The sequence below is a fragment of the Geomicrobium sp. JCM 19038 genome, assembly GCF_000698125.1.
Taxonomy (GTDB): Bacteria; Bacillota; Bacilli; order Bacillales; family Marinococcaceae; genus Geomicrobium_A.
This window is the reverse complement of sequence record NZ_BAXA01000005.1, coordinates 218,344-231,729: the sequence shown is the minus strand read 5'-3', so window position 1 is coordinate 231,729 and position 13,386 is coordinate 218,344. Positions and strand designations below refer to the sequence as shown.

13 protein-coding genes and 3 pseudogenes are annotated in these 13,386 nt (G+C 38.2%); 8 read left to right on the top strand and 8 right to left on the bottom strand.

Annotated features, from left to right (window positions below; genetic code table 11):
- Position 1 precedes the first annotated feature (1 nt).
- The 3 genes from JCM19038_RS23520 to JCM19038_RS08870 are packed head-to-tail and all read right to left on the bottom strand — an operon-like array spanning position 2 to position 1,720.
- Entirely contained in the window at positions 2-304 is a 303-nt protein-coding gene (locus JCM19038_RS23520) for a response regulator transcription factor (RefSeq protein WP_238554344.1), read from the bottom strand.
- Between the two features lie 31 nt (positions 305-335).
- Entirely contained in the window at positions 336-608 is a 273-nt protein-coding gene (locus JCM19038_RS23515) for a response regulator (RefSeq protein WP_238554343.1), read from the bottom strand.
- Positions 605-1,720: a sensor histidine kinase gene (locus JCM19038_RS08870; protein ID WP_042416864.1), complete on the bottom strand. Its 1,116-nt coding sequence runs from the start codon at positions 1,718-1,720 to the stop codon at positions 605-607. Before JCM19038_RS08870 ends, JCM19038_RS23515 begins: the two co-directional genes overlap by 4 nt.
- Before the next feature lie 196 nt (positions 1,721-1,916).
- On the opposite strand from JCM19038_RS08870, the gene JCM19038_RS08865 reads away from it, so the two are divergent.
- The 6 genes and pseudogenes from JCM19038_RS08865 (at position 1,917) to JCM19038_RS08845 (ending at position 6,844) form a co-directional block, all read left to right on the top strand.
- Positions 1,917-2,597: a response regulator transcription factor gene (locus JCM19038_RS08865; RefSeq protein ID WP_042416861.1), complete on the top strand. Its 681-nt coding sequence runs from the start codon at positions 1,917-1,919 to the stop codon at positions 2,595-2,597.
- 11 nt (positions 2,598-2,608) lie between these two features.
- On the top strand, positions 2,609-3,649 hold the full coding sequence (locus tag JCM19038_RS08860) for a HAMP domain-containing sensor histidine kinase (protein WP_042416858.1): 1,041 nt from the start codon (positions 2,609-2,611) through the stop codon (positions 3,647-3,649).
- A gap of 146 nt (positions 3,650-3,795) precedes the next feature.
- Positions 3,796-3,975 (top strand): hypothetical protein, encoded by a 180-nt coding sequence (locus JCM19038_RS25445; RefSeq protein ID WP_373902693.1) that lies wholly within the window; start codon positions 3,796-3,798, stop codon positions 3,973-3,975.
- A gap of 5 nt (positions 3,976-3,980) precedes the next feature.
- A pseudogene (locus tag JCM19038_RS25440) lies at positions 3,981-4,362 on the top strand (ATP-binding cassette domain-containing protein).
- Between the two features lie 205 nt (positions 4,363-4,567).
- Positions 4,568-6,487, top strand: a complete 1,920-nt coding sequence (locus JCM19038_RS08850) for an FtsX-like permease family protein (protein WP_042416854.1) — start codon at positions 4,568-4,570, stop codon at positions 6,485-6,487.
- A 15-nt stretch (positions 6,488-6,502) separates the two neighbouring features.
- A complete protein-coding gene (locus JCM19038_RS08845) occupies positions 6,503-6,844 on the top strand; it encodes a YxeA family protein (protein ID WP_042416852.1) in 342 nt (113 codons plus the stop codon).
- Positions 6,845-7,371: 527 nt separating this feature from the next.
- Here the strand turns inward: JCM19038_RS08845 and JCM19038_RS08840 are convergent.
- From JCM19038_RS08840 to JCM19038_RS21785, 4 genes and pseudogenes are all read right to left on the bottom strand, one after another.
- A complete protein-coding gene (locus JCM19038_RS08840) occupies positions 7,372-7,791 on the bottom strand; it encodes an SRPBCC domain-containing protein (RefSeq protein WP_238554342.1) in 420 nt (139 codons plus the stop codon).
- 262 nt (positions 7,792-8,053) lie between these two features.
- Positions 8,054-8,173, bottom strand: a complete 120-nt coding sequence (locus JCM19038_RS21790) for a VOC family protein (protein ID WP_152549381.1) — start codon at positions 8,171-8,173, stop codon at positions 8,054-8,056.
- 196 nt (positions 8,174-8,369) lie between these two features.
- A pseudogene (locus JCM19038_RS25435) lies at positions 8,370-9,562 on the bottom strand (ABC transporter permease).
- A 134-nt stretch (positions 9,563-9,696) separates the two neighbouring features.
- Positions 9,697-10,008: pseudogene (locus JCM19038_RS21785) on the bottom strand (tyrosine-type recombinase/integrase); the annotation flags it as partial.
- Between the two features lie 37 nt (positions 10,009-10,045).
- On the opposite strand from JCM19038_RS21785, the gene JCM19038_RS23510 reads away from it, so the two are divergent.
- Together JCM19038_RS23510 and JCM19038_RS08830 are read left to right on the top strand one after the other, a co-directional pair.
- Positions 10,046-10,264 carry an Lrp/AsnC ligand binding domain-containing protein gene (locus JCM19038_RS23510; RefSeq protein ID WP_081831707.1) on the top strand — a complete coding sequence of 73 codons (219 nt, stop codon included), beginning with the start codon at positions 10,046-10,048 and terminating at the stop codon, positions 10,262-10,264.
- Between the two features lie 199 nt (positions 10,265-10,463).
- Positions 10,464-11,024 carry an isochorismatase family protein gene (locus JCM19038_RS08830; RefSeq protein ID WP_042416846.1) on the top strand — a complete coding sequence of 187 codons (561 nt, stop codon included), beginning with the start codon at positions 10,464-10,466 and terminating at the stop codon, positions 11,022-11,024.
- Between the two features lie 586 nt (positions 11,025-11,610).
- On the opposite strand, the gene JCM19038_RS08825 is transcribed toward JCM19038_RS08830, so the two are convergent.
- Positions 11,611-12,960: an alpha/beta fold hydrolase gene (locus JCM19038_RS08825; RefSeq protein WP_042416844.1), complete on the bottom strand. Its 1,350-nt coding sequence runs from the start codon at positions 12,958-12,960 to the stop codon at positions 11,611-11,613.
- Between the last annotated feature and the right edge of the window lie 426 nt (positions 12,961-13,386).

The following is a 13,386-nucleotide window of genomic DNA, read 5'->3' as shown; positions in this document are numbered from 1 at the left end:
ATTACATCCATCCTTTCTCTTCAGCTAAACGGACCGCCTCATGACGATGGGTAACGTGCAACTTTTGTAGAGCAGAAGACAAGTAATTTCGAACGGTTCCTTCGGATAAGTGCTTTGCTTGAGCAATGTCTTCGGTCGACAATCCTTCTTTTACCGCATGTAATAGCATAATCTCTCGATCATTGAGAGGATTCGCCTCTAATGAAAAGAGCAACGGTTGAAGATCAGCAGAGATTGCCTGCTTACCAGAGTGAATCGTCTTAATCGCTTCAATTAGTGTGGCAATCGGTTCGTCCTTTAACAAATACCCGTCCACTTTTGCGACCATTGCCTTTTCAATGTACAGGCCTTGAGAACGTTGTTAATAGCGCCACTTTGCCAAGGTAGATATCGCTGTCTTTTAACTTCTCCGCTACTTGAATGCCCGTAAGTCCAGGCATTTCAATATCAAGTAGGGCAACGTCGACTTGCTCGGTTGTCGCAAGATGCAGTGCCTCACTTCCATCACCAGTCGTGGCAACGACCTCAATCTCTTCTGATAGTTGAAGCAGAGACTGAAGCGCATCGCGAAGGAGGACTTGGTCTTCAGCTAATAATAGTCGAATCATCGTTGTTCCTCTTTTCCTCTGTGTATCGTTAACGTCACAATCGTTCCTTTCGGAGATGAGTGAACGCTTGCTTTTCCTTTTGCTAACTTCATTCGTTCATGGATGGAATGCAAGCCATTGCCACGATCCGTCGAATGCTCTTCAAACCCTACGCCATTATCCGTTACTCGGGCGATAAACTGTTCCTCGTCAACGTGAAATGATACGTAAATTTTCTTTGCCTGGCTATGCTTATACGCATTCACCAACGCTTCTCGGAGTGATTGTGCGACCATCGTTTCAATCACATCGCTTAAAGCTGGTACATCTTTAATTCCATCGACGGAAAAAGCCATCTCGTTTGTCGCAAACAGTTGGGTTGCGTGCTCCATTTCCTCTGCAATCGATGTAAACCGCAAGGTCGTTACGACTTCGCGCACTTGCTTAGACGCAAAGCGTGTCGTCTGCAGTACATCGGTCATTTCAGCTTTTGCCCGTTCAGGCTCATTGTCAATATAGAAGAGAGCGAGTTCACTCTTCACTTTCATCATCGTGAGCGTATGCCCTAACGTATCATGCAATTCACGCGCAATTCGGTTGCGCTCTTCCTCTTGCACGTACACATCCAATTGTGACTTCGTGTCTTCTAACTCCTCTCGCAATTCTCTTGCGCGAATGACGGTACGAGATACATACGGGACCATCAACTGAATGAGAAGCACCGGAAATAATACCGTCGTAAAATATGAACCATCTGCTGGTGGAACTGCCATAAGATAGACAACAACATGCGTCATAACAATCAGCACTTGTTGTACGAGCAATGTCGGTACGATTGGCACTTTTTTATGAAAATCTGTGAAAAACAACATGAACAGCAACAAATAGTAATGCAACGCAATGCTAAGATAAATAAACAAAATAAATGCAAGTGCACTAAACAACACGTATCGCACATCAAAGTACCAAAGTGTCCCTAAATAAAGTCCCAAGATCACAAGAACAACAGCAATTCTCATAACCAACGAAACCTCATTATCAAACGTTAAAACGTTAAAAAAGAAAAAAACAATGCTTACGAGTTCCAAGATAAGGAAACGCTTGGCATAATCCGGATAAAATGAAAAGCTCATCACCTACTGCCCCTTTGACTAGTCTGTTACTATTGTAGCGAAGTCGACAGAAGAAACCTATTCACGTTTGTCACCACATGGAGATGACACGTGTCATAAATGAAACTTAGAAGACGTAGTCACCCAAAAGGATGGCATAGTTTTCTGAAAGTGAACCATGTAGAATAATGAAGTAGAAAGATAAGGAGGTCGTTGAATGAATATGAATATTTTTATTATTGAAGATGATCCTCTTCTCCTAGAAGCTCTTAAAGATGGCTTAAATCAGTGGTCATATGAGGTAAGTAACCCCACCGATTTTTCACATGTGATGGATGCCTTCGCAGAGCACCGCCCGCACCTCGTAATGATTGATATCCAACTTCCAAAGTTTGATGGCTTTCATTGGTGTCGAGAGATACGAGCCGTGTCCAACGTTCCGATCATCTTTCTTTCATCAAGAGATCATCCGATGGATATGGTGATGGCCATGAACTTGGGCGCGGACGATTACGTACAGAAGCCTTTTAATATGGACGTATTGATTGCTAAGGTTCAGGCTATGCTTCGTCGAACGTATACATACGAAGAAACCTCCGACGTGATCGAATGGAACCAAGCGCTGATTGACCTCAATTCTGGTGGCATCTATAAAGATGGTAAAACGATTGATCTGACAAAAAACGAATTTTTTATCCTTTCGGTTTTAGTTCGTTCAACTAATAAGATTGTTTCACGTCATGAACTGATGAAATTGCTTTGGGATGATGACCAATTTATCAATGACAATACTCTTACAGCCAACATCACACGATTACGCCAACAGCTCTCTGCACTCCATTTAGCTGAAGGAATTGTGACCAAAAAAGGACTTGGATATATGGCTATTACGCTTTAGGAGGTAATGCATTGTTTTTCTCTTATCTCGTTTCTAAAAAAAGTTGGATTGCCTTACTCGGTTTCCTACTTCTACTTACAAACGCTTTAATCCTATTTGACGTTGGGATTCGTATAGAGTTCTATTCGCTCCTCTATTTAAATTTGTTGTTTTTGACGATCTGTTTCGTTTTTTTACTTTGGCGTTATAAAAAAGAAACTACCTTCTACACGTCTTTACAAATGCTTTCTCGTGGTGTTGGAGATGACTGGTTTGAAAACACACCAGAACCTCGCAACCATTTTCCAGACGGCATCGTGTATACTCTTTTACAAACAATTCATAAACATGAGCAAAACCAACGTCGTAACGATCAATCCACTCAGCTCCTGGAACAAAACGATCTTGCTTCGTGGGTTCATGAAGTGAAAACACCTCTTACAGCAATGAAGATTACTCTTGATGCTCATCGCTCTAATGAATTAGCTCAAAGACTCGATGCACATTGGCTGAGAATACACTTATTAATTGACCGCCAACTCTATATTTCACGATTAGCCAACTTAGACGCCGACCTACTTCCAGAAAAGCAACAAGTAAATCACTTAATAAGAGAAGAGATTCGTGAGCTATCAACTTGGTGTATGGAAAAGAATATATCGATTGCTTTGACGGGAGACGCAGCCTCTATCGTGTATACCGATAAAAAGTGGTGTGGGTTTGTCATCAGACAGCTTCTAACAAATGCGATTAAATACAGTCCAACCGATGGCAACGTCGTCATTCACATGAGTGCTGATGAAAATGAACACGTTACTGTCGCCATTAAAGATGAAGGACCTGGCATCCAAGCACACGACCTACCGCGTATCTTTGATAAAGGCTTCACTGGAGAAAACGGGAGGGTGCAGCATTCAGCCACTGGAATGGGACTTTACCTTGCTAAATTGATTAGTCAGAAGTTACACATTCGACTTGATGTTACGTCTTCCGTTGGTGAAGGCACATCAGTCTTGATGGCATTCCCGACTGATAATTCATTTGAACGAATGAGGCGCTCATTATTTGAGTAGTCAGGCGATTTTAGATGCCTGACTGTTTTTTATTTGGAACGTGACAAAAATATCACATTCAGTCTGCATTTATCACCTTAAGCATACGACCTGAAATCATAAACAAACTACACTATGAATAGAACAACTCGATTGGAGTGTACGAGATGACGAGTCAAAAGACATCAAATACCGTATTATATGCTGAGGGGATTCGCAAAACGTATGGGTCAAGTGGGAATGCCCAACACGTATTAAACGGCATCGACTTTCGTGTGACAGAAGGTGAGTTTGTAGGCATTATGGGACCTCGGGTTCAGGTAAAACAACACTTCTTAACACGTTAGCCACGATTGACCGTGCGACAGAGGGAAAAATCTTTATTAATAAGTATGAAATTTCAAGCATGAAAGATCGTAAGCTTTCGAACGTACGTCGCAAGCATTTAGGGTTTATTTTTCAAGATTACAACCTACTTGATACGTTAACGGTAAAAGAAAACATCTTGTTGCCTGTGTCGTTAACGAAAATCACGAACAGTCAAGCTGAACAAGAATATGAAACGATTGCATCGAGCTAGGCATTCAGGAGTTAGCAAACAAATACCTTCTGAAATTTCAGGTGGGCAAAAGCAACGAACCTCGGCTGCACGGGCGTTAATTCATTCACCTTCTTTAGTGTTTGCGGATGAGCCTACAGGGCACTTGATTCCAAATCAGCCTCCAATTTATTAGAGAACTTGCACAAGATTAATCAATCCAGACAAGTGACAATCGTAATGGTCACTCATGATCCACTTGCTTCAAGTTATTGCAATCGTGTGGTGTTCTTGCACGATGGCAGGATATTCTCTGAATTGTACCGTGGAGAAAAAACGAGAGATGCTTTTTTTAAGGACATTCTTGACATGCAAGCTGTGCTCGGAGGAGGGACTACGCGGTGAACATTCAGAAGCTCGTCATTCGGAGCATCCGAAAAAACCTTAAAATGTATTATTTGTATTTCTTCGCAATGATTTCTTGCATCAGTTTTTACTTTATCTTTTCTACGCTTCAACACGATGAAACCATTGTGACGATGTCTAGGGCGAGCATGAGCTTTTCAACCGCTTTTCAAGTTGCTGGAATCTTGCTAATTTTAATAACCGTTGTATTTAGTATGTATGCGACAAGTATCTTTATTCGAAGACGTAGTCAAGAAATCGGGTTGTACCAACTCATTGGTCTATCTAAATCATGGGTCGCTCGAGTACTGATTTTGGAACACATGATTCTCGGCATTAGTGCGCTAGTCATTGGTATGCTCGTTGGAACGTTATTCTCGAGACTTTTTCTTCTGCTGTTCATGAACCTGGTCGGGATTGAGGAATTGGTCGGCTTACCTTTCTCTAGCCAAGCAGCAATTCAGACGCTTGTTGTTTTTATTTGTCTTGTCATTGCCACCTGTATACAAATTATCACAACGGTTTATCGCAGCACCTTATTGCAATTATTCCAAGCCAACCGACAAGCAGAACATGGTACGAAGCGACCAACGATTGTTTCGGGTTTCTTCGCATTAGCAGGATTAAGTCTTATTGCATTTGGTTACTTTCTTTCCACACGGATCATTGACAATGCAGATTCACTGTTGTTCCTTATGATCCTCGTTCTAGGCAGCACCATTCTCGGCACTTATCTCGTCTTTCATACAACGATAAGCTGGTGTTTGTATGTGTATCGAAAAAAACAAAATGGCAACCTTGGCTTATATAATAGTTTATCCGTTGCGCCACTCATGCACCGCTTAAAAGGACACGCTAATTCATTAACGATCATCACTGTCTTATCTGCCATGACGATTACGATGATTTCACTTTCATATTCTTTATATTACTCAACTGAACATGATGTTAGGTTGGCAATGCCGTTTGATTTTGCAGTGGAAAACATGCAAGAGGAAGCGGCGATGATTTCAAGTCAGCTAGAAGAGGTTCACATTGATGTTCAGTATCATCAAGTAGATGCGATCCGATTTGATGGTACATGGATCGAACATGAATCTAATGAAAACAATCGTCATCGAACGTTTATGCTGTTCTCAGCAGAACAGATGGCGCAAGCAGGATTAGAAGTTAAACAACCGCAAGACGGCGAAGCCATCTACTACAATACGCGAGCCATCATTGAAGGATTGGAGATGTCTTTTCCTAAAGATGTGCAGTATGCATCAAACGATGGAGAAGATCACCTTACTGTTACCGAACTTAAGCTCGAGAACGTAATGAACTACAGATTCTATGGTGAACAGTTGCTTGTTTCTGAAGAAACATTTAAGAAAATGAGCGCCGGCATTTTGGATGATGAGCACAAAGAATTTTTAACCTTTGAGACGTTTCACGTATTGGATACTGAGAACTCTGCCATTGCCTCTGACATCTTTCTTACGAATGTAGACGATGACTTTCTTACTGACTATTATTCGTCGTACGAACAATCGATTCAAACGTACGGAATTCTCATCTTTATTGCCGGCTTCTTAGGTGTCGTATTCCTTCTTTCAACCGGGAGTATTTTGTACTTTAAACAAATGACGGAAGCTGAACAAGAACGGAACTATTATCGAACACTGCGGCAACTCGGATTTCAAGTAAACGACATTATGAAAGGCATCGTCCGTAAACAGCTCTTTGTTTATTTAATCCCTTTAGGAATCGGGTTAATTCACGCTGCTTTTGCCCTTAACGTAGGTTCGGTTCTAATCGTTGCAAGCATGCTTACTCCAATCATGATGAGTATGGCCGCTTATATTATGATCTACTTGATGTTTACCGTAATAACGATTCGGTATTACAAGAGCATCGTTAAACATGCGCTCTAGAAAGGATGAACCGCATTGAATAAACGCATCTTAATTTCATGCCTCGTCGTTGTCGTTGCATTCGCTAGCCTTTACCTCTTATCTCGCGAAACCTTTGACCGTTATAACCCATTAATTGCAACAGAGTACGTCTATGTTGAGATCCAAGATGATGAACCTACAGATGATCACGGAAGATACAAATACTCAATGCAAGGAATCACTGAAAGCGGAGAGACAAGCCGAGTCGTCTTCACCACAAGCACAAGGCTAGATGAAGGTACACATTTAAGAGTGTTAGCCAAAGGAGCCTACACCGAAGAATATGAATTTATCGATGAAGACAACATACCTTTGCCTGAAGAAAACAATGAATGATACTTGATTACAGTGACCTTGATCAAAACAACGTTCAACGTTTTGGTTTGGTCGACATCAAAGAAATGGAAAAAGGCTAACTTCTCTGTTTATCACAGAAAGATTAGCCTTTTATTATTCCATTACGTCTTGTGTGAAAATGATCTTCGCGATTAACGTAAGGTCGTCATCATTGAATGCCCATCTACAATGTACAAATAAACGAATCTTTTACATGATCATTTTCTCATTTGAAATCTTTGTAACTCACATTTACAACTTTGCTCGCATCACTCGGAATACTTTAAAGTTCCATGACCATCTAAATACGTTTGCAGATTCTAAAACCATGGATGCAAAAACGTTCATAGGATTTCTGTAACAGGATACGATTGATGAACAATTGTTACGTTCTCATCGGCCACAAATTGGATTTCCTCAAGCTTCTCAAGTACTTCGCATACTAAGGATTGTCCAACCTACAACGCTCTCGGCATAAAAATCCTTCCAAAGCTTCCACTGTTTTAAGTGCCAACTTTTGAAAATTGTCATTCAGTATAGGCAGCGAGATTTTCCAATGTAGACATTAAACCAGCGTCATGATCTTCTTTTCGTATTCCTTCAGGTACGTTTTCACAGACAATCGTCACCTTTGTGCCTTCTGGAACAGCTTCTAAGTACCAAGTCTGTATCATTTCACTTGCGAACGCTGGATCTTCCGATTCGAAAATGATTGATAAAACTATTTTCTTGTCTGGATCTAATCTCAAGAACTTCCCTTGAGTTACGTCAGTATGATCTGACGTCTTTCCGGGGGTTGATTGATTTCGTTCGTACGTAAGAGTCATACTATACGTTCCACCCTCGCGAGGATCAAAAACGTCAATATGACCTGACATCCCTTTTGGCGGAAGCCATGAAGCTAATGCTTTTGGATTCAAGTATGCTTGATAGATACTTCGTGGCAATGCTTAATAACTTTTGAAGCAGAGTCTATTCTATTTCTTGACGGATTAGCCATGATCATACACCTTCTTTCTGGCGTTCAACGCAAATGATAAGCGTTAACAGCAGGAGCTTTTTTTATACACAAATTCTCTCATGGACTGTCCTAACGACTTACATTTCTGAATAATTTTTGTCGTTCCTAGCAATTTCTATTTCATCTAACATAAAAAAATATGGTTTGCATCATGAAGATCAACTTTACAACCTTTCTGTTCCTCTCAATTATCTCGGCGAAAACTCTATTTCATCTCGAACGATGTACCCTAATATTCGAGTATAGAATTGTTTTGCTTCTTCAAGATCCCTAACCAAAATCGAAACTTGGGATGCTTGTGTAATCATCTCGACATTTTCTCCAGTATCAATTATATCATTAAATAGCGTTAGTTAACAAAATAATCAGATATTTATTAAATGCATTTTAAGACTCTTATTAGAGCAGTTTGAAGTACTATCCTTCATTCACTAATCTTCCCATTAGAACCAACAGAACAAGGACTTTTTTCTTAAGGAACACCCTTGTTCTGTAAATACCACGTTATTCTTTAAAGGTACTTCCCGAGACATTGACTCTCTTTGATACATACTTATAAACAAATACATAAACAAATAAACTACTAATCACAAGATAGAATAGAATAGCAGTAGAAAATTGCATGAACATTGGGAAGTAGAGAATGAAACATTGTGCATACAAAATGACCAAGACAAACTTTAAGAAAGAATCTTTTATCTGTGATTTCGGAATAGGATAAAGTAGTACAATTTGCTTCAGTTCATGTTGTAAAGGAATGACTTGAGAACCTGTCATATAGAGAATTAGTAGAGTAAAAACCCAACCACTTGTTGGCATTGCATAATTAACAACGATACCAATTGCAGTCAGTCTTAAATAAAGGTAAAAGTAATCGTTGTGTCTTACAAACAAGAGTGAGTATAAATAGAGAAATGTACTACTTTGTCTATATGGGACACACTTTTGCAGAATTGTTGTGAGCAATCGCCTACGCCGAAAAGAACGTTTGAGATTCGGGACATCGATAAAGAAATTAATAAATTTAAAATTTCTTAATAAGGCACTTTCTTCTTCATTGATGAGCCAGTGCCAATCCAAAATCCTTCTTTTTCTAAAAAAATAAATGACATAGACGAAGTTTAGACTCATTACTATAAGTACATAAATCCATTCATTTGTAAACATAAAATAACACATGAAATAGAGTAAAAAGAAGCGATTCAACCTATGTAACAAAAGTTGTACAGGGTTCTCTAACCACTGTTCAATCCACTTCATTAGAAGGTTATAAGCAACTATTCCCACTATAAAAAAAAGAAAGAGAAGATTTATCGTCGTTGTGTGCAAAAATAAGGATAAAAAAACAGTGATGAAACTTACCAATTTAATAACATCAACAACGAAACTATAGACAAGTGACTTAATAAAATAAGGCTTTAATCGCCATTCTAATGGCAACAAAAAGGGAATATCTGCCTTTTAACAAAAGTCCGTACTTTTGTCCGTGTTAACATGTAGGTTAGAAATAGCGATAAGATTACTTCAACAGATAGTTGTGGAGGGATCCACTGTAGAAATACATTAAAATAATAAATTAAAACACTACCAATGATCAGAAAAAAATAAAAAACATTTGCACCAATTATTGAATAGTACCTGAACATTTTTTTATAATATTCTTGAAATCTAAAACTCCATAATGTTTTTATCTCCATTCATACACCCATACCTTTATTAAATACGACTCCACACTTTTGTTAAGTACCATCAATGTCATCTTTACATAAAGATACCACAAACAACCCTTTGCGATTTTCTTTTTTCGTTTAATTTATTCTCCATTATTAAACTAACCTATCAGTAAAATTAAGAGTTCAGCAAGAGCCAGCACTCTTAAAAAATTTTTCTTATAAAATTCTCTCCTCAAATGCCCACTCAAGTATAAGTACACTTGGGTTGTTTCACTCTTTTTGTGACCCATTAAGTTTTGTATAACTTCTAAAGGAGCTCCGTTATTAATCAATGTAGTGGCATAGCTGTGTCTTAGTTGGTGAGGATAAATGGTTTTATGAATGCCTGCTCTTTTTGAAATTCTTCTAATTACATTTCTTGTTTGTGCAACACTCATTCGATATGGCGAGCGTTCCGTTACAAATAATGCATCATGCTGAAGAAAAGCTTAATAAAACAGTCACAACATTTGTTCTAAATGTGCATTATTTAGAGAGTTTTGTAAAAACAACGAAAAGGTTATTGAATGTCATAGACTAACGGGCGAATATAGTTATTTAGGTGAAATTATCACAGATACAAATCATTCATTGGAAGAATTTATTGAACAATCCATGGATTATGGCAAACCTTATACTATGATGAATTTGTCGTTACCCGTACCTTTTAGCTTGTTTGAACTATAGGTAGTATATAAATAAAAGTAATAGCGAAAAAAATATGTTATAATTTAAAAATCTGATAATTCAGATCCCATGAAGATACTTTATTAGGAGGGAATTATTATGACAAATAAAAAATTGGCTTGTATGAACAACTTAACGGGGATTACGAATAGCTAGCCTACTATTTTCGTTTCCCCATATATTGAGAGGGGAAAATCATTTGAGACAAACACTATTAATTATTGATGCTCAACAAGAATTAATTGAGGGAAATCACGAAGAAAGCCCGGTGTTCCATAAAGAAAAACTTATTAGTAACATTAATTTATTGATCAAAAAAGCAATCGAATTAGATGTGTCAGTTATATTTGTGAGAGATTTAGACGTTGCAAAAGGGAGAGGCAAAGGCTTTCAAATTCACAATGACATTAGTTTGCCTAATCACCTAAAGTTTTTCGACAAAACCGCAACGAATGCATTCTATGAAACTGGACTACTTAATCATTTGGAATCTCAACAAGTAGATCATATAATTATGGCTGGCTGCAAAACACAACATTGTATAGATAGTGCAGTTAGAACAGCAACAATAAATGGTTTTGATGTTACTTTAGTTGGCGATGCTCATTCAACATCAAACAGTAATTCTTTAAGTGCTGAAGAGATTATTCATCATCATAATGAGACACTTCATGGTCATTATAATGTGGATAACTTTTCAATTGTAAGGAATTGCGAAGAAAATGTATTTGTGCCAACTCATAACTCTTACAGAGAGTAAAGTTATTTATTATAGTAAAGTAAGCAGAGTACATACCCTGCTTACTTTTTAATTGGATTAATTGAACTCTACTAACCTACCCCGTTAACACCATAAGAAAAGAGCTTCCCTTCATTCAGAAAAGCCCCGTCTAATTATTTTCTATAATTATTACTTAAGCATGTAATGTCTCATTAACTTTATTCAACGTATAATCGTATAATTTAACAAAAATCAAACTTGGGATTATATTTTATGTATTAAACCAAGTTCTTTCTAATGCTAATAAATTAGTCAATTTCATAAATGCTTCTCTTTGTGATTTTCACGAACGATATTATCATTTTTTATGATTATGTTCGTAAAATTCATATCAACGTGATTGGAACGAAAGGCGGTGACACCTGCGGAAGAAGGATTGAGCCGAGACCCCGCAAGGCGTAAGCCTAAAGAGGCTCGGTCGGTCCTCCGCGGCAAGCATCCGTCTGTAGTGAAAATCAACACTCCTGACATTTATTAATTGTTCGGTTCTAATCTTAAGTATTTGATTTATGAAATTGACTCACTTTTCTTTTTTAAAAATTTAGATGGCTCCGCAACGTGATAGTTACATTTCATCTTCCTTTAAATAGATATTAAGGAAATCTAGGGTGTGTTGATTAATGATTTGATGTTGATCCTTCGCTCCCAAAGTTCCACTTATACCTAACCATTGCATTAAAGGTGATAGTAAGGACATGTCGGTAAAATCCATGTGCAGTGCTTCATCAAGAGATATAACTTTTTCTTCTCCACTAATCATAACAGCACGTTCTAAGAATTCATCGAACACTTCAGGGATATCTAAGTAATTTTTCATTAAGACTTGATCGCTTGTAAGTGTTAGAAAAGGTTGATCCACTCCAAATACATGGGCTTCCCCATATGGAAAGCCATCCATGTTCACCCCTGCAGTAAACCGATCATCGACTGCTAACGTATGCACAGCGGTTGCCCCTCCAAATGAATGCCCAATATATCCAACCCGGCTTAGGTCAGCTAGCTGAATAATTGTTGCTAATAGACTTAATTCTTCTTTTTCATGAGCTGACTGATCGATTCTTTCTAACCAATTCATTACACTTTGGGCATCTGCACTCCACTCATATAAGTAATCTACCATCTCTTCATCAAGCTCACTGACATGAAACTCTAAAGCACCAGGAATTGTACCATCTTTAAAAACAGTTCCTGGTGAATAATAGGTATGATCAATACCAATAACGATGTAACCATGACTTGCCAACTCTGAGACTTGATAATAGTTTTGGCTTCGATTTCCACCAAATCCATGAGAAAAAAAGACCACTGGAAACGGGTTGTCTGCATTGATTATTGGTACATCTTGATAGATTGGCGTGCTTTGTTTCGCAAAAGATTGAATAAGAAAACCAGGTATTCCGTTTGTTTTAAAAAACTCATCCACAAATACATTTGCATGCTCATGATAAGGAGCTCGTTTTCCTCCATTTACTTCACTGGCTGGATACCAGAATTGCACCATCAATTTACGATGTTCATCATCAGTTGACCATTGCTCACTTCGATCCAATACATCCACCTGTTCTATCATTGTTCCCACCTGATACGGACCACTAGGCTTGTCCAACTGGTTCCATGGAAATAGATAACTAGGTATAGCAATGACAAACAGTAGGAACAATATCCAAACTACACTAGATTTCAATGACCTTTCTTGATTTGGTCTGATCATTAAGATAATAATTACCAATATACCTAACCCATATAAAGGAAGCATTGGGATCCGCCATTCATCTAACAGCAATTGCGCTATACTCATGCCAACGAGGGCAAATACGTATACCAATACGATAGAACGAGGAATTGATTTTTTTAGTATTAAAAGAACAACCCCTATCGCAATAAACCCTACCATTATCCATTCAAATACAGTCATTGTACACTCCTTCTTATTTAACAACGACACACAATGTTAAATCTCATTTTTAGAATAATAGGCATCTATGAAAGAAAGTTTCTAAAACTAAAATTATTTGAGTCAATTTCATAAATGCTTCTCTTTGTGATTTTCACGAACGATATTGTCATTTTTTATGATTATGTTCGTGAAAATTCATATCAATGTGATTGGAACGAAAGGCGGTGACGCCTGCGGAAGAAGGATCAAGCCGAGACCCCACAAGGCGTAAGCCTGAGGAGGCTCGGCTGGTCCTCCGCGGCAAGCATCCGTCTGTAGTGAAAATCAACACTCCTGACAATTAATTGTTCCGCTTTAATCGTAAGTTTTTTAATTTATGAAACTGACTATTTATAAAACAATTACACTTACCTGCCTCGATAGTTTTACATTCACTTCAATCAC